The 19,738-nt window shown below is 63.0% G+C and carries 15 protein-coding genes and 2 riboswitches; of the genes, 7 read left to right on the top strand and 8 right to left on the bottom strand.

The features are described from left to right. Nucleotides 1-142: 142 nt before the first annotated feature. A complete protein-coding gene (gene alaS, locus V1277_RS03080; protein ID WP_334414964.1) occupies nt 143-2,815 on the bottom strand; it encodes an alanine--tRNA ligase in 2,673 nt (890 codons plus the stop codon). A gap of 327 nt (nt 2,816-3,142) precedes the next feature. Further along, nucleotides 3,143-3,233: riboswitch (glycine riboswitch) on the top strand. A gap of 3 nt (nt 3,234-3,236) precedes the next feature. Further along, nucleotides 3,237-3,315, top strand: a riboswitch (glycine riboswitch). Nucleotides 3,316-3,370: 55 nt separating this feature from the next. Here alaS and gcvT point away from each other — a divergent pair. The 3 genes from gcvT to gcvP all read left to right on the top strand — a co-directional run bounded on the left by gcvT (nt 3,371) and on the right by gcvP (nt 7,984). Further along, nucleotides 3,371-4,516: a glycine cleavage system aminomethyltransferase GcvT gene (gene gcvT / locus V1277_RS03085; RefSeq protein WP_334414965.1), complete on the top strand. Its 1,146-nt coding sequence runs from the start codon at nt 3,371-3,373 to the stop codon at nt 4,514-4,516. A gap of 27 nt (nt 4,517-4,543) precedes the next feature. After that, nucleotides 4,544-4,909 (top strand): glycine cleavage system protein GcvH, encoded by a 366-nt coding sequence (gene gcvH, locus V1277_RS03090; protein ID WP_065728594.1) that lies wholly within the window; start codon nt 4,544-4,546, stop codon nt 4,907-4,909. A gap of 186 nt (nt 4,910-5,095) precedes the next feature. Continuing rightward, a complete protein-coding gene (gene gcvP / locus V1277_RS03095) occupies nt 5,096-7,984 on the top strand; it encodes an aminomethyl-transferring glycine dehydrogenase (RefSeq protein WP_334414966.1) in 2,889 nt (962 codons plus the stop codon). A gap of 143 nt (nt 7,985-8,127) precedes the next feature. Here the strand turns inward: gcvP and V1277_RS03100 are convergent, their stop codons facing one another. Continuing rightward, the gene (locus V1277_RS03100; RefSeq protein WP_334414967.1) at nt 8,128-9,117 is read right to left on the bottom strand and encodes a hypothetical protein; all 990 of its coding nucleotides are present in this window, start codon (nt 9,115-9,117) and stop codon (nt 8,128-8,130) included. 113 nt (nt 9,118-9,230) lie between these two features. Then, nucleotides 9,231-10,322 (bottom strand): recombinase RecA, encoded by a 1,092-nt coding sequence (gene recA / locus V1277_RS03105; protein ID WP_028350014.1) that lies wholly within the window; start codon nt 10,320-10,322, stop codon nt 9,231-9,233. 1,565 nt (nt 10,323-11,887) lie between these two features. Here recA and V1277_RS03110 point away from each other — a divergent pair. The 3 genes from V1277_RS03110 (at nt 11,888) to V1277_RS03120 (ending at nt 13,421) form a co-directional block, all read left to right on the top strand. Next, the gene (locus V1277_RS03110; RefSeq protein ID WP_156434032.1) at nt 11,888-12,067 is read left to right on the top strand and encodes a hypothetical protein; all 180 of its coding nucleotides are present in this window, start codon (nt 11,888-11,890) and stop codon (nt 12,065-12,067) included. Nucleotides 12,068-12,780: 713 nt separating this feature from the next. Then, nucleotides 12,781-12,960 carry a hypothetical protein gene (locus V1277_RS03115; RefSeq protein ID WP_213285841.1) on the top strand — a complete coding sequence of 60 codons (180 nt, stop codon included), beginning with the start codon at nt 12,781-12,783 and terminating at the stop codon, nt 12,958-12,960. A 218-nt stretch (nt 12,961-13,178) separates the two neighbouring features. Further along, entirely contained in the window at nt 13,179-13,421 is a 243-nt protein-coding gene (locus tag V1277_RS03120; protein WP_334374296.1) for a DUF6894 family protein, read from the top strand. Between the two features lie 16 nt (nt 13,422-13,437). On the opposite strand, the gene V1277_RS03125 is transcribed toward V1277_RS03120, so the two are convergent. The 3 genes from V1277_RS03125 to V1277_RS03135 form a co-directional block, all read right to left on the bottom strand. Further along, a complete protein-coding gene (locus V1277_RS03125) occupies nt 13,438-13,773 on the bottom strand; it encodes a PilZ domain-containing protein (RefSeq protein ID WP_334414968.1) in 336 nt (111 codons plus the stop codon). Between the two features lie 274 nt (nt 13,774-14,047). Next, entirely contained in the window at nt 14,048-14,278 is a 231-nt protein-coding gene (locus V1277_RS03130) for a hypothetical protein (protein ID WP_065747891.1), read from the bottom strand. A gap of 82 nt (nt 14,279-14,360) precedes the next feature. After that, nucleotides 14,361-14,633: a hypothetical protein gene (locus V1277_RS03135; protein ID WP_334374293.1), complete on the bottom strand. Its 273-nt coding sequence runs from the start codon at nt 14,631-14,633 to the stop codon at nt 14,361-14,363. A 235-nt stretch (nt 14,634-14,868) separates the two neighbouring features. Here V1277_RS03135 and V1277_RS03140 point away from each other — a divergent pair, with 235 nt between their 5' ends. Then, nucleotides 14,869-15,330 carry a PaaI family thioesterase gene (locus tag V1277_RS03140; protein ID WP_213285844.1) on the top strand — a complete coding sequence of 154 codons (462 nt, stop codon included), beginning with the start codon at nt 14,869-14,871 and terminating at the stop codon, nt 15,328-15,330. A 721-nt stretch (nt 15,331-16,051) separates the two neighbouring features. On the opposite strand, the gene V1277_RS03145 is transcribed toward V1277_RS03140, so the two are convergent. Then, complete coding sequence (locus tag V1277_RS03145; protein WP_334414870.1) at nt 16,052-17,335, bottom strand: IS4 family transposase; 1,284 nt, start codon at nt 17,333-17,335, stop codon at nt 16,052-16,054. A gap of 327 nt (nt 17,336-17,662) precedes the next feature. After that, a complete protein-coding gene (locus tag V1277_RS03150) occupies nt 17,663-19,702 on the bottom strand; it encodes a pyrroloquinoline quinone-dependent dehydrogenase (RefSeq protein WP_334414969.1) in 2,040 nt (679 codons plus the stop codon). Nucleotides 19,703-19,738 lie beyond the last annotated feature (36 nt).

Consider the following 19,738-nt stretch of genomic DNA (forward strand, 5'->3'; position numbering starts at 1 on the left):
CTCTCGAACGCCAAGGTCGGCTGTTGCGTAAGTCCAGCGATCGGGCTGTTTGCCGGAATGCTGTGCCAAGTTGGCCAATCAGCCATTGCAATCGCCAGCTACAATGCTGGCGATCGCCAAGACGTTCCGGCTTACCTGTGCCCTACGCCCCCGCCATCGCCTGCTCGATCGCGGAGAGCGCCGCATTGGCCTTGGCGCCGTCGGGGCCGCCGGCTTGCGCCATGTCGGGCCGGCCGCCGCCGCCCTTGCCGCCGAGCGCCTCGGAGCCCTTGCGCACCAGTTCGACGGCGTTGAATCGCGCCGTGAGATCGGCGGTGACTCCGACGACAATGCCGGCCTTGCCGTCCTCGGTGACGCCGACGATCGCGACCACGCCGGAGCCGATCTGCTTCTTGCCGTCGTCGACCAGGCTCTTCAGATCCTTGGTCTCGACGCCCTCGACCGCGCGGGCGAGCAGCTTGACGCCGCCGGCTTCGCGCACGCCGCCCGCTGCCGCGCCGTTGCCGGCGCCGCCGCCCATCGCGAGCTTCTTGCGCGCATCCGAAAGATCGCGCTCGAGCTTCTTGCGCTCTTCCATCAGCGCTGCGATGCGCGAGGGCATGTCGTCGACGCTGGTGCGCAACTCGAACGCCGCCGTCTTCGCAATTGCCATCGTACCGTTGGCGTGCTTGCGGGCGTGACGTCCGGTCAACGCCTCGATGCGCCGTACCCCTGAGGCCACCGCGCTTTCGCCGGTCACCGAGATCAAGCCAATATCCCCGGTACGGCGCACATGGGTGCCGCCGCACAGTTCGACCGACCAGCCGAGCGCGTTCTGGCCGTGGGCGCGGGCCTGCTTGCCCATCGAGACCACTCGCACCTCGTCGCCGTATTTCTCGCCGAACAGGGCGCGCGCGCCGGCTTCGCGAGCGTCATCCACCGCCATGATGCGGGTGGTGACCTCGTCATTCTCCAGCACAACCTCGTTGGCGATGTCCTCGACGCGGGCGAGTTCTTCCGCCGTGATCGGCTTCGGATGCACGAAGTCGAAGCGCAGACGATCGGGCGCCACCAGCGAGCCGCGCTGGGCGATGTGATCGCCGAGCACCTGGCGCAGCGCCTCGTGCAGCAGATGCGTCGCCGAGTGATGGGCACGGATTGACGACCGGCGCGCATGATCGACCTCGAGCTGCAGCGCGGTGCCGACCTTCAGCGTGCCCTGCTCCACCGTGCCCAGATGCACGAACAGATCGCCCGCCTTCTTCTGCGTGTCGGTAACGCGGAACTTGACGCCCTCGCCCGTCAGCAGGCCGATGTCGCCGACCTGGCCGCCGGACTCCGCATAGAACGGCGTCTGGTTCAGCACGATCGCGCCAGTCTCGCCGGCCTTCAGGCTGTCGGCATCATTGCCGTCCTTGACCAGCGCCGTCACCACACCCTCGGCGCTCTCGGTGTCGTAGCCGAGGAATTCGGTGGCGCCGAGCTTTTCGCGCAACGGAAACCAGATGGCCTCGCTGGCAGTATCGCCCGAGCCGGCCCACGATGCGCGCGCCTTCACGCGCTGCCGCTCCATGGCATCCGAAAATGCCGCCTGGTCGACGCTGATGCCGCGTGACTTCAGCGCGTCCTGCGTCAGGTCGAGCGGGAATCCGTAGGTGTCATACAGCGTGAACGCGGTATCGCCGTCGAACATGTCGCCCTTCTTCAGGCCGGCGCTCTTCTCGTCGAGGATCGCTAGCCCCCGCTCCAGCGTCTTGCGGAAGCGGGTCTCTTCGAGCCGCAGCGTTTCCTCGATCAGCGTTTCGGCGCGCACCAGATCCGGATAGGCTTGGCCCATCTCGCGCACCAGCGCCCACACCAGACGATGCATCAGCGGCTCGCGCGCGCCGAGGAGCTGCGCGTGGCGCATCGCGCGGCGCATGATCCGGCGCAGCACATAGCCGCGGCCTTCATTCGACGGCAGCACGCCGTCGGCGACGAGGAAGGCCGAAGAGCGCAGGTGATCCGCGATGACCCGGAACGACGCGACGTTCTTCTCGTCCGGTCCATGCCCGAGCGCCGAAGCGGCGGCATCGATCAAGTGACGGAAAAGATCGGTCTCGAAGACGCTGTCGACGCCCTGCAGGATGCAGGCCATGCGCTCCAGTCCCATGCCGGTGTCGATCGAGGGGCGCGGCAGCGCGACGCGCTCGTCCTTCGTCAGCTGCTCGAATTGCATGAAGACCAGGTTCCAGAATTCGAGGAAGCGATCGCCGTCCTCTTCCGGGCTACCCGGAGGACCGCCCCAGATGTGCTCGCCGCGGTCGATGAATATCTCGGAGCACGGACCGCACGGGCCGGTATCTCCCATCGCCCAGAAATTGTCCGACGTCGCGATCCGGATGATGCGGTCGTCGGAGAAGCCGGCGATGTTCTTCCAGTGGCGCGCCGCCTCCTCGTCGTCGTGGTAGACGGTGACGAGCAGCTTGTCCTTCTTCAGCCCGAACTCCTTTGTGATCAGGTTCCAGGCGAGCTCGATCGCACGCTCCTTGAAATAGTCGCCGAACGAGAAATTGCCGAGCATCTCAAAGAAGGTGAGATGCCGCGCGGTGTAGCCGACATTGTCCAGGTCGTTGTGCTTGCCGCCGGCGCGCACGCATTTCTGCGAGGTGGTGGCGCGCTGGTAAGCGCGCTTCTCGACGCCGGTGAAGACGTTCTTGAACTGCACCATGCCGGCATTGGTGAACATCAAGGTCGGGTCGTTGCGCGGCACGAGCGGCGAGGACGGCACGATCTCGTGACCGTTCTCCGCAAAGAAGTCCAAAAATTTCGACCTGATCTCGTTGACGCCGCTCATGTTCATCCAATCGGAAAAAAGGGCCGGAATGGGCCGCAACCAGCCTTTAACCTCGGCGCATGATCCGCCAAAGTGTTAAGCGGTTTGGTGAAAAGATCATGCGCCCAATTTTATGGTTTTGGAGCGCGGCCGGACGCAAAACCGGGAGCCACTTTTGCTGGCCGCGCTCCCCGGAACGCTTTTAGACAAGGCCGCCTGCGGTGTCCAGAAACTGTGCAGGCGGATCATAGGCTTGCCGCAGCACACAAGATGGGCGCGCAAGTCCCGTTGATAATGCTGCGGCTGCGTTGACAGGCTTGGCAGGGCTGTGTTTCCCTCTTATCTGTAAGACGTCACGTCGGGAGAGATCGGCTTAAGCGCCGGCGCCGAAGGAGCAACCGCCCCGGAAACTCTCAGGCAAACGGACCGCGTGACGAAATAGCATCTGGAAAGAGACGCCGGGCGGCATGCGCCCAGGGCGTCCGCCGACGGGATAATACTCTCAGGCACAGCGACAGATGGGGCTTTCTTTGGGTTTTTGGAGACTGGTCTCCGGAACCCATGAGGGCCTTGACGATGCTGGCAAGCGACAAATCCTCCCTCAAACGCACCCCGTTGCACGCGCTCCATGTGGCGCGCGGCGGCAAGATGGTTCCGTTCGCGGGCTACGAGATGCCGGTGCAATTCCCGGCCGGGGTGTTGAAGGAACATCTGCATACCCGAAGCGCCGCCGGCCTGTTCGATGTCTCTCACATGGGCCAGCTTGCGCTGCGGGCAAAATCCGGCCGGGTCGAAGACGCGGCGCTGGCGCTGGAGCGGCTGGTGCCGCAGGACATCTTGGCGGTTGCGCCGGGACGGCAGCGCTACGCCCAGTTCACCAATAGCGACGGCGGCATTCTCGACGATCTGATGGTGGCGAATTTCGGCGACCACCTGTTTCTGGTCGTCAACGCCGCCTGCAAGGCCGAGGACGAGGCGCATCTGCGCGCGCATCTCTCCGAGACCTGCATCATCGATTCGCTAACCGGTCGCGGCCTGATCGCTTTGCAAGGGCCCAAGGCGGAATCGGTGCTGGCGAAGCTTGGTGCAGACGTCACCGCCATGCGGTTCATGGATACCGGGCCGCGCAAGGTCGCCGGCTTCGACTGCTTCGTCTCCCGCTCCGGCTATACCGGCGAGGACGGTTTTGAGATCTCAGTGCCGGCCGAACAGGCCGAGGCGCTGGTGACGCTACTCCTGGACAATCCGGACGTGCTGCCGATCGGCTTGGGCGCGCGCGACAGCCTGCGGCTGGAAGCCGGGCTCTGCCTCTACGGCCACGACCTCGACACCACGACGACGCCGGTCGAGGGCGCGCTGGAATGGTCGGTGCAAAAAAACCGCCGCAGCGGCGGCGCCCGCGCCGGCGGTTTTCCGGGCGCAGAAAAAATCCTCGCACAGTTTGAAAAAGGCGCATCGCGCCGCCGCGTCGGCTTGCGCGCGCAAGGCCGCGCGCCGGTGCGCGAAGGTGCGCTGCTATTCGCAGATAGCGCTTCCAGCGAGCCGGTCGGCAAGGTCACCTCGGGCGGATTTGGTCCGAGCCTCAATGCCCCGGTTGCGATGGGCTATCTGCCGACCGCGCTCGCCGCAAACGGCACGCAGGTTTTCGCCGAAGTGCGCGGCCAGCGCCTGCCGCTGCAGGTCGCAGCCATGCCCTTCGTTCCCAACACCTACAAACGCTGAACTTGCAAACGCCAAAGGGAAGTTTTCATGACGACGCTGTTCACATCTGACCACGAATGGCTCCGCATCGAGGGCGATGTCGCCACCATCGGGGTCACCGATTATGCGCAATCGCAGCTCGGCGACGTCGTGTTCGTCGAATTGCCGAAAGTCGGCCGCGCCCTGAAGAAGGCCGAAGCCGCCGCCGTCGTGGAGTCGGTGAAAGCCGCTTCCGACGTCTACGCGCCGATCTCGGGCGAAGTGATCGAGGTCAACGAGGCGCTCGCCGCCGAACCCGCGCTGGTGAATTCCGACGCCGGCGGCAAGGCCTGGTTCTTCAAGCTGAAGATCGCAGACAAAAGCGAGCTCGGCGGCCTGATGGATGAAGCCGCCTACAAGGCACATACGGCGTGAGGATGATGAGGCGCTCCGCCACCACACACTCACTGTCATCGCCCGGCCTTGTGCGCAGTTGCGCACTGGGACCGGGCGACCCAGTACGCCGCGGCCTGTTGGCTCGACCACTGAATTCCCGGCGCACTGGATCGTCCGCCTGCGCGGACGATGACACCGAATTTTGCAAATTCTAGCGAGGCACCCATGAACGCGCCGCTCAAGACCACCGCCGCAGCCGCCACCGATTTTGTGCGCCGGCATATCGGCCCCTCGCCCCGCGACATCAGCGCGATGCTGGAGAGCGTCGGCGCGAACAGCCTCGCCGAGCTGATCGGCCAGACGCTGCCCTCCTCGATCCGGCAGAAGAAGCCGCTCGATCTCGGCACCGCGCTGAGTGAAACCGAGGCGCTTTCGCATATGCGCGAGCTCGCCGCGCAGAACCAGGTGTTCACCTCGCTGATCGGCCAAGGCTATTCCGGCACGATTTTGCCCACAGTGATCCAGCGCAACATTTTGGAGAACCCCGCCTGGTACACGGCCTATACGCCGTATCAGCCGGAAATCAGCCAGGGACGGTTGGAAGCACTGTTCAACTTCCAGACCATGATCTGCGACCTCACCGGCCTCGACGTCGCCAACGCTTCGCTGCTCGATGAAGGTACCGCCGCGGCGGAGGCGATGGCGCTGGCCGAGCGCGCCTCGCAGGTGAAGACAAAATCGTTCTTCGTCGATGCGGAAGTGCATCCGCAGACGCTCGCGGTGCTGCGCACCCGTGCCGAGCCGCTGGGCTGGAATCTGATCGTCGGCGATCCCGTCAGCGATCTCGAAGGCGCCGATGTCTTTGGTGGCCTGCTGCAATATCCGGGAACGACGGGCGCGGTGCGCGACCTCCGGCCGGCGATCTCGGCGTTGCGTGCGAAAGGCGCGCTTGCCGTTGTCGCGGCCGATCTGCTGGCGCTGACGCTCATCGCCTCCCCCGGCGAGCTTGGCGCTGATATCGCTGTTGGTTCGGCGCAGCGGTTTGGCGTGCCTATGGGCTATGGCGGTCCGCACGCGGCCTACATGTCAGTGCGCGACGCGTTGAAACGCTCGCTGCCCGGCCGCATCGTCGGGCTGTCGGTGGATTCGCGGGGGCAGCCAGCCTATCGGCTGGCGCTGCAGACCCGCGAGCAGCATATCCGCCGCGAGAAGGCGACCTCCAACATCTGCACCGCGCAGGTGCTGCTGGCGGTGATCGCTTCGATGTATGCAGTCTATCACGGCCCTGAGGGGCTGACGCATATCGCGCGCACGGTGCACCGCCGGGCGGCGGTGCTGGCGGCGGGGCTGACGAGCCTCGGCTATGCGCCGGCGTCGCCGGCGTTCTTCGACACCATCACCGTCGCGGCTGGCGCGAAGCAGAGTGAAATCATTGCCCGCGCGCTCGCCGAGAAGATCAATCTGCGCGTCGGTGACGGCACGCTCGGCATTGCCGTCGACGAAACGACCACGCCTGCGATCGTCGAAGCGGTGTGGCGCGCCTTCGGCGGCAAGCTGTCCTATGCGGATGTCGAGCTGGGCGCGCGCGAAACGCTGCCCGCCGAACTGAAGCGCGACAGCGCCTTCCTCGTCCATCCCGTGTTCCACACGCACCGCTCCGAGACCGAGCTGCTGCGCTACATGCGCAAGCTCGGCGATCGCGACCTCGCGCTCGACCGCGCCATGATCCCGCTCGGCTCCTGCACCATGAAGCTGAACGCGACCACGGAAATGATCCCGCTGACCTGGCCCGAATTCGGCTCGCTCCATCCGTTCGCGCCGCGCGAGCAGGCCGCCGGCTATCACGCGCTGTTTGCGCGGCTGGAAAAATGGCTGTGCGACATCACCGGCTATGACGCGATCTCGCTGCAGCCGAATTCCGGCGCGCAGGGCGAATATGCCGGGCTGCTCGCGATCCGCGCCTATCATGCCGCGCGTGGCGAGCCGCACCGCAAGGTGTGCCTGATCCCTTCTTCCGCGCACGGCACCAATCCGGCGTCGGCCCACATGGCCGGCATGGAGGTGGTGGTGACCGCCTGCGACGCGCGCGGCGACGTCGACGTCGACGATCTCCGCGCCAAGGCGGAGAAGCATTCCAAAAATCTTGCCGCCGTGATGATCACCTATCCCTCGACGCATGGCGTGTTCGAGGAGCACATCACGGAGATCTGCGACATCGTGCACAGCCATGGCGGCCAGGTCTATCTCGACGGCGCCAACATGAACGCGCAGGTCGGTCTCTCCCGCCCCGGCGATTACGGCGCCGACGTCTCGCATCTCAATCTGCACAAGACGTTCTGCATCCCGCATGGCGGCGGCGGCCCGGGCATGGGCCCGATCGGCGTAAGAGCGCATCTTGCGCCCTATTTGCCAAGTCATCCTTCAAATTGCCATCCCTCAACCGACGGCGCGGTGCCGCATCCCATCGGCCCGGTATCGGCGGCGCCGTTCGGCTCGGCGTCGATCCTGACGATTTCCTACATCTATATCCTGATGATGGCTGGCGAAGGCCTGACGCGCGCCACTGAAATGGCGATCCTCAACGCCAACTACATCGCCAGCCGCCTCGATCCGCATTTCCCGGTGCTCTACAAGAATGCCAAGGGACGCGTCGCGCATGAATGCATCGTCGATCCGCGGCCGCTGAAGACGACGAGCGGCGTCACCGTCGATGACATCGCAAAGCGGCTGATCGACTACGGCTTCCACGCGCCGACCATGAGTTTTCCGGTGCCGGGCACGCTGATGATCGAGCCGACCGAATCGGAATCGAAGGCGGAGCTCGATCGTTTCTGCGATGCGATGATTGCGATCCGAAGCGAGATCACGGAGATCGAGATCGGCCGCTGGAAGGTCGAAGCCTCGCCCTTGCGCCACGCCCCGCACACAGTGCACGACATTGTCGATGATGCATGGAACCGCCCCTATAGCCGCGCCACGGGTTGTTTCCCCGATGGCATCTCGCGCACCGACAAATATTGGAGCCCGGTCGGTCGCGTCGACAACGTCTATGGCGACCGCAATCTGGTGTGCTCATGCCCGCCGGTTGAGGATTACGCGCAGGCGGCGGAGTAGCTTTGTGATGGGTAGAGCGATAGCGAAACCCATCATCGTGCCGCCCCTGCGGTGATAGACGCGATGGGTTTCGCGGAGTTTATCATCGGGCGGGCCAAAGGCCGAACCCGGTGGCTCTACCCATCCTTGCTACAGTCGTGCCGCTACGGCGCGACCAGCGCCGGATTCCAACGCCACATATTATCGTTGGTCAGGTGCGTACCACCCCACCAGCGGTCGATTGGATTATGTCGACTGAAGTCTTCCTTGTGGGCGACAACGGCCTCGCCGAATTCGGTCAGCGACAGCCTGCTTCGCAGGTAAGCCGCGTGTCGGTCCCGCAAGTTTTCGCGGTCGAGGGTGCGCAGTTCCTCATCGAGGCCTGCCACGGCCGGTCGCGGACCATGCGCAAGCCCATCCAGCAAATAGCCGTATTCCCACTCGCTGAAGATGCGCGTTTGCCGCAGTTGGTAGAGATGGAAGAGCGCATTCGTCAGCGAGTATCCCCGGCCGATCAGCTCGAGCATCCGCATTTCCGAGGCGCCAAGGCCTGTCGAACTTGACGGCAGTTCTTCGAGCAGATCGATCAAAACGGGTTTGAGAAGCGGCAAGGCACTCAAATCCTTGCTGAGCAAATCGAAGCAAGCTTCCGGTGTGGGCGATCGCCAAGCCTGCCAAGCGGCGCTCGCCGTCGCCAATTCCTTTTCCGTAACCTGAACGGCCGGCGGATCCCACCGGCCAAATTTGTCAAGCGCTCTCATCTCCAGATCGACAAGACGCAGCTTCAACCTGCCAACGGTTTGCGGATAAGAGCGGAAATAATCGAGCAGCCAGATCAATTTCAGCTGCGCTTTCGGCCGCACGTCAAACCATAGTTCGACGGTTTCATAGTGCTGGCAGAATTCGGCCAGGCTGAGATCCCGGTGCTTCCTGCTTTTGCTGTGTTTCCACTGGCTACCGCCCCAGTCCGACCAGTGTGTGGCTCTGTCGTGGCTGTGGCTTGCAGTGCGGGGACCGAGATGGGCTGCGAGTTCATCCGGCGAGGGCTGCGGTCCCCAGATGAAGTCGAAAAATGCTAAATCCAGTGCGAGATCAGCGAAGTCATTCTTTAGAAAGTCCGGCAACAGCCAGCCGGTCAGGATCAGAGGCTTCATCACACCCACCCACGGCACCCAAACAAAACGGGCACTGAGGACGTCGGCAACTCAACGTCCGCAGCACCCGTCGTCACGTTTCAGGCCTTAACCCCTGAAGCGTTTCTCAAAACTTATTCGTCGTCCGCCGGCTCCTCGCCGTCGGCGTCGCGCTCGGCGGGACCGGCCAAAATCTGCTCGGCGATCAGGCCGGAGTTCTGGCGGATCGCCATCTCGATCTTGGCGACCATGTCGGGGTTGGCCTTGAGGAAGGCCTTTGCGTTCTCGCGACCCTGGCCCAGCCGCTGGCTGTCATAGGAGAACCAGGCGCCGGATTTTTCGACGATGCCGGCCTTGACGCCAAGGTCGAGGATCTCGCCCATCTTGGAGACGCCCTCGCCATACATGATGTCGAATTCGACCTGCTTGAAGGGCGGCGCCAGCTTGTTCTTCACCACCTTGACGCGGGTGGTGTTGCCAACGACTTCGTCGCGCTCCTTGATGGCGCCGATGCGGCGGATGTCGAGGCGGACGGAGGCGTAAAATTTCAGCGCGTTGCCGCCGGTGGTGGTTTCCGGCGAGCCGTACATCACGCCGATCTTCATGCGGATCTGGTTGATGAAGATCACCATGGTGTTGGACTTGTTGATCGAGGCGGTGAGCTTGCGCAGCGCCTGGCTCATCAGCCGCGCCTGCAACCCCGGCAGCGCATCGCCCATCTCGCCCTCGAGTTCGGCCTTCGGCACCAAGGCCGCCACCGAATCGACCACCAGCACATCGATCGCGCCGGAGCGCACCAGCGTGTCGCATATTTCCAGCGCCTGTTCGCCGGTGTCGGGCTGTGAGATCAGGAGTTCGTCGATGTTGACGCCGAGCTTGCGCGCGTAGACCGGATCGAGCGCGTGTTCGGCGTCGATGAAGGCGCAGATGCCGCCCTTCTTCTGTCCCTCGGCCACCGTGTGCAACGCCAGCGTGGTCTTGCCCGACGATTCCGGCCCGTAGATTTCAACCACCCGCCCCTTCGGCAGCCCGCCGACGCCGAGCGCGATGTCGAGCCCGAGCGAGCCCGAGGACACCGTCTCGACGTCCATCGAGCGATCGTTCTTGCCCAGCTTCATCACCGAGCCCTTGCCGAACTGGCGCTCGATCTGGGAGAGCGCGGCGGACAGGGCCTTGGTCTTATCCATGGAGGATCCTTCAACGATACGCAGGGCAGTGGCGGACATAATACGTGCTCCTTATGGCGGGGATTCGCGAGCGGGACAAATGGCGGTGAGCGGCTTTTGGGATTCGATTTCGTCGAGGAAATCTTTGTACCATCTTTGTTCTATGTTCGCAATATGTTCTTTTCGCCGCAGGGGTACTGCCCGTATTTAAGCCCCAGTGTCCTAAGTTGATTTGGCGAGTGTCCTAATTCGCCATTCCGGGCGACGGGATGGAAATCTTGAGCAAGGTCAAGGAAATTATTCCGCTGCGAACATAGCAAGAATTTAATTCGACTCCCGGCCCAAAAGGGAATCTAGTTCCCTCACCGGAACTAGCCGGGTCTTGCGTCGGTTTAGGGGCGGGACAATGCCAATCAATCGGTTGTTGAAGGACGGCCAACACACGCCGGAGCAAATCGAGCTTTTGAACAGTGCCTTCAATCACGCCCTAAACTTGCTGAGCGTGGCTGACCGTAACGACCCCCTTTGCGATATGGTGGCTCGCACCGTTATCGAGGTCAGCGCGACCGGCACTAGGAAGCCTCGCAAGATCGCGGAAGTAGCCGTGGCGCTGATCGGCCTAAGGTAAGGCCGCCTCAGTTGGCGGCTCTCTTCATTAGAGAGCTTCCAGAGCTAGACGCGGGAGTAGCGGGCCGCCTCCAGTTGGTGGCCTCTTTCGTTACAGACCCTTACCCGTGTCCTCTTCTCCAAAGTCAAAGTTCGTCTGGGTTGGGCCGCTATATCGTTTGTAATTACGATCTAGCTTATCTTTGAAGTCCTGCCAGCTAGAGCCAAGCCGCATCGTTGCGACAACAGCGCCTAAGTGCTCGCGCAGCTTCGAATTAGGACAGCACCAACGGCAACGGGACCGGGACCGAGCGCGCGATTGAAGGAGCCGCCTCTGTTGGCGACTTCTTCCCCAAAAGGCCTCGCCCAAATTGAAAGGGCCGCCTTTCGGCGGCCCCCAGCCGGTACAAATTGGTTCGGGATGAAAAGCAGCCCCGGCGACATCAAGCATAGTGTTTTCCACACGCACTTTTGGAGTCCGTAACATCACGGTGTTTCCGATACCGAACTCAGGAATATCCGACCCGGCTCCCGGTGCGTCCTGACGAGGATGGCCGCCCGCTCCTCGCCTTCGCTGCCCGGACAGCCCCCAACTACGCAAACATACGGAGGTGACCCGGCACCCAGCCTCTGCATATCTCTCGCCAATGACGGGCCGACATATCCTTTTCACATGCCCACGGCTGGGCACGAAGATGCAGCATTGGCTTCCGGCGACCGCGCCGGAAGACGAGCCCAATTCGTATGTGTCCGTCGTCTGCCTCGCCTGCACCCGGCTTCACTTCATCCATAAGGAAACCGGGAAGCTTTTGGGCGAGGCTGACACCGCGCCCCCTGCCTCTGCCTCGTGAGGTTGCCGCCTTCGACGCCCGCCCCAACCAGTCCGAACGCACCATCCGCGTGAGCGCACCCCGACTTAAGTATAGTTTTGCACTTTTCCCCGGAACGGATTTCGCCGCAGTGCGTAATTGCAGCGGGTGCGGCAGGGTAGTGACGGGTAGTAACGGGGAACCAGTATTGTGCCGGGCAAGAAATACCTCACGGAACAAGCGGCAACCTTTCTCAAATTTGCAATGGCCACCACGGATCCGGAGATCGCCGCGGGCTTTCTCGACAAGGCCGCCGATCTTCGGGCCAGAAGTGAAGAGGCGCCCGACGCCAGCCCCCGGGCGCCCGATGTAGAGCAGCCGGAAGGCTAGCTCTCGCGATGAGGCCGCCGAACCGGCGGCCTCATCGTTATCCGACCTGCAAATCGGGACGTGGTGACGTCGCCTACAATTTTAAGCGTGCTTGCGGCTTCATCTGAACCGTCCTTCAAGGCGCTGCAGGCTATGCCCAGCGGCATGCAGATACAAACGACCGCCCCCGTGACCGTCCTCACCTACGAACCCATCCTGCCGACGCTTCAACACCATGGTGCCCATCTCCTCACATGGCTGTTGAACCTCAGCCGCACGCCGGAGCCCTCAAGGCTTCCGCAGCCCGTCCGGCCGGACGCGCCGTCGAGAACCCATATTCCGCCACGGCAGCCTCATCCGTCACGGCAGGAATAGGAAGGAAGCCGGCCACCGGGCGGCCGCGCCCGTGCAAATCGCCCGGCAAATTTGTCTCGGGCGCGTTGAACCTTTTTCATATCGCTCCCGACAAAATTCTTGCCTGGGACATTGCATCACTCGGGGAATAGGCCTGCGCCGCCAAGCGACCATACTCCGCTTGCGCGGCGCAGTGCTTTTTGCGCGCCGCGGAAATTAGGCTGGGCAAGGGAATTCGATCACGCCCATGGGGTTGAAGCCCCGGGAGCGGATTTCGGCCGTGCGCGTCGCGGCAAAGGCATTGCCCTCGGCAGGAACAATTGCAATTTTAAGTCAGAGGTCCGGTTTGAAGCGGTCGGGAGCCGCAGCGGGATTTCTATATGATCCACAAGGGCGTCGAATACACCGTGACGGCGGTCGCTCCGGGCATCTGGAAATGGCAATTCCGTATTGGCGACAGGGTTGTCACGGGCAAGACCGAAGCCAGGCTCAATCTGCTTGCCATCCGGCGGGTCCAGCTTCGGATTGATCGGGAGCTGAAAAAAGCCGAACGGGAATAACCCCGCTCGGCGTCCACTTCCACGGGCCTTCCAGCCGGAGAAGTTTCTCTGCAACTACATCAGGTTAGACCTGAGCGATAACCCGGCCTATATGCCCGGCAACGTGCTTGGGCCCGTAAAAACCCGGAGTTGATCTTTCCATACGCGAGGAATCCACTCCCCGGCGGATGGGGATCTCAGGGCCAGCGGTGGCCCATTCTACATTTGGTCAGCTTGCCATGCCGATCTTTTTCTTCACCGTTCGACATGGCGAAGATGCATGCGTCAGCAATGACGGCGCGGAATTTGCCGACCACAACGCCGCGTGGAAGGAAATGACCGGGGTTTGCGGCGACATGATCGCGGACGTTTCCCGCAAGCTGCCCGAAAACACCGAGTGGCAGATGGAACTGCTGGATGAATCCAAAAAGCCGGTATTCCGGATTCGCCTGGTGGCCGAGACGCTGCAGGATCCTGATTAAACGGAGGGCAAATTAGTCAGGCGTGGGCCTTCCAGGAAGCGGCATCGGGTTCATCTGGCGGCGCCACGCCGTTGCGCAGCTCCCGGGCGGAGACGAAGCGGACGCCGACCAATTCGCCCCTGCGCCAGATCAGCGTGCATACCCTCCGCACCTCGCCCCCTGCGGTGAGAGAAAGGCCGAACACCTTGGGAACCGCGAGGTCGCCCACATCCAGGCAGGCGCCGTTCTCCGAAATGTCGAGGACGTAACACTCGATCCATGGCGCATCCGGCGCCGGAATCAGGAATCCCGGCTTGCGCAAGTCGACCCGAACGAACTTGCGGGCACCAAGGTCTTTGCGGTCTCTCGCCATGATTTCTCCTGTCGGGTCGTCCTGTCGCAGTCTGCGTCATTCCGGGGCTCGCGAAGCGAGAACCGGAATCCATTGGACCGCATAGGCCGGGGTGAAATGGATTCCGGGCTCGTGCTCCGCACGCCCCGGAATGACGGAGAAAGCAACGGCCGTCCGCCCTTCTCGCCCGCGTCCGTCCGTAGAGCTAGGCGGAATACCTCAATACCGGGTTATCGGAATCCGGCAAAAATCGGAGAGTCGATGTTAAATTCGGGCGTCAGCGGAGCCGCGTCGCCTAATCCGCGCTGGCAAGCCGGCGCATGGTGAATTCGATGTCGCCACTGGGCAGCTCGCGCCAGCTCTCGACCGAGCTCATATAGGCTGCCTTGGGATAGCGGTTGAGGAAGTCGCGCGCCCTCAACCTCGCTTGGTCGCGCGGCAAAGTAAACGTCTCGCGCAGGTAGCCGTCGCCCAGCTTGCGCCGGCCGGCCATCCGGCTCGCGAGATCGCGCGGACGAAAGACCATGTCGTAACTCCAGACACGATGACGACAGGTCAAATATAGGGGTAGCGGCGAACGAATCCTACCCGCCGCTTTGGCAGGGAAGCTACTGGCTGGTGCTGCCGGTCTTGTTCTTCTTGGCGGGCGCCGCGGCCTTGGGCGCCTCGGTGCTACGCATGGTGCCCCAGGGATCGGAAGAGGTCTTGGCGTCGGGAATCTTCCGCAAGGAATCCTTGTAAGCCTTCTCCTTGATCGCTTCCTGCTCCCTTTCCTCCGGCGATTTGGACTGGAGTTCCGGTATCAGGTTGATATTCGGGGTCTGCGCGTGGGCCGGCACCATCAACAACACCACCATCGCGGCCGCGCTCAGCATTCTCATGACGCTCTCCTTTGGATGCTTTCAGCGTTTCGGCAAAGATACCACCGACGCAACCGCCAAGCCAAGCACGCGCGGGCCTCGCCTTTGGTTCGACGCCTAGCTTGCGGGATTTCGGCGCTTGCGCCCAATTGCTTTGCGGATCGCGCCGTATTCGCCACCCACCGCCGCTGTCCCCTCGCCGCAATGACCACTACAATGCGCCGACAACAAGATCGGACGAGGAAACGGAACGTTCATGCAACAACAGCCACAAGCGGGAGAATTCGGCATTGCGGAAGCAACGCGCGTGCTCGGCGAGGTATTTGCGCCATGGGTGATGGATCTCAACCTGTCGATCGAGCGCTTTGACTCAGCTCCGCCCGGCGATGCCGCCGACTGGCAGCCGGGCGCGATCCTGCGCCTGCCGTTCTCGGAGCGGCTGTGCCGCAATGGCGGCACGGTCTCGGGCCAGGCGCTGATGGCATTCGCCGACACCGCGATGGTGATCGCCAACCTCGCCGCCAACCGCGGCTACCGCGCAATGACGACGGTCGACCAGACCACGCATTTCATGCGCGCGGTCTCTGCCTCCGACGTACTGGCCGATGCGCGCGTGGTCCGCCTCGGACGCACCATGAGTTTTGGTCGCGTCACGCTGCTTTCCGCCACCGACAACAAGCCCGTGGCGATGGTCTCGAGCGCGTTCGCGATGCTGTAGCGCCGTAGGGTGGGCAAAGGCGCCCTTGCGCCGTGCCCACCATCTATCATCGAGCACGCATCCCGATGGTGGGCACGCTTGCGCTTTGCCCACCCTACAAACTGCGAACTGATTTGCCACGCGCCCCAAGCGAAATTTCAATGCGCGGCTGCGACCAATTGGCACGACGGGCAAATCAATTCTGATTTTCAGAAATCGTGTCAAGCCCAGCAATCAAAAATATTCCACTTAACGCGAGAGGCAAATCAGTCGCATAACTCCGCCCGTCTCACCCATTGAGGGGCGCTCGCGATCGTCACGAACGTGCGGTGAGATGCGATGGACGCTGAATGCGCGCTAGACGTACGCGCAGGAGGCGTACGGCGAAGTCGTGTGGTTCGGGCGCCGCGGTGCTGGCGCTAAGCTGCGTGAAACTATTTGCGCAGCGACGGAGGCAAGAAAGCCGTTCTCCGGGAAGAGTGCGAAGTAAGCCGTAAAGCCATTGCGCAGGGAAGGCCGGGATGCTCCCGCTGTACCTGTATGCTCGTGTGCGCTTTTGCTATGCGCAATTGCACACGAGACCGCGGGTGCAGCCAGCACCCGGTCTTCCCTGCGCCCTCTAATTGGAGAGGGCGGGAAGTTATCAGCAAACCTCGGGCGCAATGCGTCGCGAGAACGTGGAGTCATATTTTGTATCGCGACGATCCCCATCTCCGTCGTCCCTGCGAACGCACTAGGGTTTCTACGCATTTTCGAGGGCTCTGCCAGCGACGATGATTTGGAAGCGAGCCATTCCGTTGTGGAAGGTGATTGGTCCGGGTGGCCGATGCGAGGCGTAGCCGGTCCATCCGCCGAGCTTGGCGATGATCCATGCCGCCCACTGAAGAGTGTAGGGGTGATGCGGGTTCTTCTGAAGCTCGGTCCTGCCTTTCATGGTTCTGTTGATGGCGGCAAGTGTTTCGATTTCTTCTGGCGTGAAGGCGCATTTGACCGGCAATTGTCCACCACCATTGCGGGCCTGAACGAGCTGAATGACGATACATGCTGCTTTAGTGGCGATCGCCACGAGCTTGATCAGGGCTTCGGCGCTTTCGAGCTGACTGTCCTCGATACGCAGACCCTGGTTCTTCAGCGAGCGAAACAACTGTTCGATGATCCAGCGCTGCTTGTACCAGGAGACGATCCGCCAGGCATCGGCCGCATTGGCGATCGAATGAGTGGTCAAGAGCAGCCAATGAACGGGCTCAGCCCCCTTCGGGGGGTGCAACTCGACGACTTCCACGAAGCTGACTTCGACACGCTCCGGCAGGTCCTTCACGCCGGGGCGCGCCGGCCGCTTGAGCACGATGGTTCCGAAGCGCAGCGAGAGGTGGGCTTGGCGACCGCGACGATCCATCCGCTGCGGCAGATCGATCACCGCCTTGTTGCAGAAGCGGGCTCGCTCCACCGCTTGATAAAGTGTTCTGCCGTCGGCCAGCGCATGATCATGCATGGCCCGCGTCAGCAGGTGGACGTTGTCGCCGGGCGTCAACGCCCAGTGCGCAAAGAACTCCCCCTCACGGTCATTGATGACAGTGATCATGCGCGCTGCAGCCAAAACCTCGCAGCCCTGCTCGGCCGTCGTCACCCAGCGCGCCGATTCCTTGTTGGCCAACTCACGCTCGTCGTGAGGGGTCTTAACCGTGCCCCTGCGCGTCCACACCTTGCCGCCGGTGAGGCCGAGGCAGGCCCCGCTGTCGGCATCGACCGCCATCATGGCATGCAGCAACACGCCGCGGGCATTGCCTTTGCCGACTTTGCCCAGTCTACGCCGACGTCCCTGCCGCGTTTGAAACTTGACCTCGCTGGTGTCCTGGATCGCCAGCACATGACGCCCGCTGACCACGGTCGCCGTCTGCCTGCTCCAGCCTTCAATCAGTTGATCGGTCGTGACTTGCGGATTGTTCACGAACCGCCAGTACGCCATGTACGCGGCCCAGTCACCCTGCGCCATCTGGCGCAAGCAGACGCTGCGCGTGCAAAGCATAGCCTGAACAAACGCCGCCCCCTTTTATCGAGGCGAACGTCGCCAAACTCGCCAAGTGATAAATCCGGCTCTCGCTGCATCTCCGACGCTCCTTCGAATCAAAGCGTCAGAAACAGAATCATACAAACCGCAAAGCGGGATAACATCATGACGCACCGAGTCAATCTGTCGCGCCAGACGTGTAGAAACCCTAGTGCGAACGCAGGGACCCATAACCACCGGCCTGCATTGTTGAAAACGCAGCCGTCGCCCCGAGTGCCCATTTCGTCAGCCGCGGCGTATCGGCCCCTGCTTTCGCAGGGGCGACAAGTTGAGGGGTTCTCGCCTCTATTCCGTCGTCCCCGCCCTGCTCCGCCGCCAGCGCCACAGCACGATCGCCATCAACACGATCGCCAACCCGACCGCAATCGCCCCACTCATAAACCGTCCGCCCGGCCGGTCGATGGTGCGCGACCACAGCGAGGGCGCCTCGCCCGGCCGCGCCAGGCGGAACGCCACCACGCTGTCGCCGATCGTAGTGCCGGACTCGGAATGACCGCCGGCACCGATCGCGACATATTGCTCGCCCTTCCAGATGTACGTCATTGGATTGGCCACGCCCGGCACCGGCAGCCGGCCCTGCCACAGCTCCCGCCCCGATCGGGCGTCGAAGGCGCGCAAATAGGCATCCATCGCGCCGGTAAAGACAAGACCGCCGGCGGTGATCGCGACGCCGCTGACAAGCGGCGTGCCGAAGGGAAAAGCGATGCCGAGCGGCGCACGATCTTCCGTGGTACCTACCCTCGATCGCCAGAGAATCTTCCCCGCCTTCAGATCGACCGCGACCATCTCGCCCCAAGGCGGCCTGTTGCACAACAGCCCCAGCGGCGACAGTGCAACGGCTCGGGTCATCGCAAACGGCGTGCCGTGTTGCCGTCCGAAGTCGTGACCGGGCGGCGGGCTAAAGCCATCGGCCACAGCAGCACGTGGAAGCAATTTGATAATGTGAATTGCCCGCGTCGTATTGGCGTAAAGGATCTGGCTGACCGGATCGAATGCGACGCCACCCCAGTTCACGCCGCCGCCGGTCATCGGAAACACCACGGTGCCCGGCGTGGACGGCGGCGTGTAGAGGCCTTCGTTGCGGGCAGAGGCGACCTGCGCGCGGCAGGCTCCGCTGTCCAAGAACGGAATCAGGCCGAACACGTCGTCGGCCGAGATCTGTTGTGGCAGCAGCGCCGGCACGTGGGTCGGGAACGGCTGCGTCGGCGAGAGCTGCTCGCCTTCGGCGCCGCCCTGCGGCACCGCGCGTTCCTCCACCGGCCACACCGGCTCGCCGGTATCGCGGTCGAGCACGAACACAAAGCCCTGCTTGGTAGGCTGAATCACGACGTCGCGCAGGCCCTCGCCGGTATCGATGCGCGCCAATGTCGGCTGCGCCGGCAGGTCGTAATCCCAGACATCGTGATGCACGGTCTGAAACGACCAGACCCGTTCTCCAGTTTCGGCGCGCAGCGCCACCACCGAATTGGCGTAGTCGTTGTTGCCGGGCCGCTTGCCGCCCCAGAAATCCGGGCTCGGCGAGGACGTCGGCAAGAATACCAGGCCGCGCTCCTCGTCCACCGACATCGGCGCCCAGACATTGGCGTGGCCGGCAATCACGCCATCATGCACCAGCGGATCGAAGCTCCAGCGCGGTTGCCCGGTCCGCGCATCGAAAGCGCGCACCGTGCCCGGCGGCGCTTCGACGCGGCGATTATCTGCAATTGCGGAGCCGACGATGACGGTGTCGCTGATAATGACGGGCGCCGACGTGATCTGGAATTCGCCGGGCCACTCCAATGGACCGAGTGCGAACTTGATCTCGCCATTGTTGCCGAAATCGGCACAGGGGACGCCGGTCCTGGCGTCGAGCGCGATCAGGCGCACGTCGTTGGTGCCCATGAATATCCGTGCGCGACAGGTGGCATTTTCAGCGGCGCGCTCGTCGAGCCAATAGGCGACACCACGGCAAGTGTAGCGGTTGGCCGGGCGTTGCGCGGTCGAAATGTCAGGATCGTACCGCCACTTCGGTACGCCGCTGCCGGGGTCGAGCGCTATGACCTCGTTGAAGGGCGAGCAGAAGATCAGACTGTCCTCGACAAGCAGCGGGGTGGCCTGAAACTTGGTCCGCTTCATCGCCTCGACCGGCCGGCGATCGAGATCGCCGGTGCGAAACTCCCAGGCGCGGACGAGACTGCCGACATTGTCGGGCGTGATCTGCTTGAGCGGCGAAAATCGCGATCCGCCACGATCGCCGCCCCAATGCTCCCAGGCGGAACCAGGAAGCGGATTACCCGCACAGAAGATGGCAACGATCAAAGCGAACAGACAAACCGGATTTCGCATCCTGCCCCCGCAAGCGCAACCCACGCTTGCGGGATC

This window comes from Bradyrhizobium sp. AZCC 1588, assembly GCF_036924735.1.
Taxonomy (GTDB): domain Bacteria; phylum Pseudomonadota; class Alphaproteobacteria; order Rhizobiales; family Xanthobacteraceae; genus Bradyrhizobium.